The 242-nt window shown below is 44.2% G+C and carries 1 protein-coding gene; it reads right to left on the bottom strand.

Annotation, left to right across the window (positions count from 1 at the left end):
- Nucleotides 1-242, bottom strand: a 242-nt coding sequence (locus AAEZ00_RS22005) for a dethiobiotin synthase (protein ID WP_351090153.1), incomplete at both ends; no start/stop codon positions are given.

Raw genomic sequence — 242 nt, 5'->3', positions numbered from 1 at the left:
CTATATCGTAGCTTTGTTGCAATTGCTGCGTAAACTTGGTGATGATTTCAGGGTCTAGAACGGCATTAGCAAGCGCAGCAGATAAATGCGGTGACGCAGGTTTCTCATAGCGAAACGGACACGTGGTAAAGTCTAAATCACAAGGCTGCAACGGCATATTCATCAATTGACGATGAGTGACAATATCATCGGCAATATTCATCTCACCAGTATCACAATTGACGCTAACGCCTGTTTGTACC

The sequence above is a fragment of the Shewanella sp. S1-49-MNA-CIBAN-0167 genome, assembly GCF_040310145.1.
In the GTDB taxonomy this organism is placed as follows: Bacteria; Pseudomonadota; Gammaproteobacteria; order Enterobacterales; family Shewanellaceae; genus Shewanella; species Shewanella psychromarinicola.
Note: the sequence above shows the minus strand (reverse complement) of the source record. Positions and strands in the feature narration are given on the sequence as shown.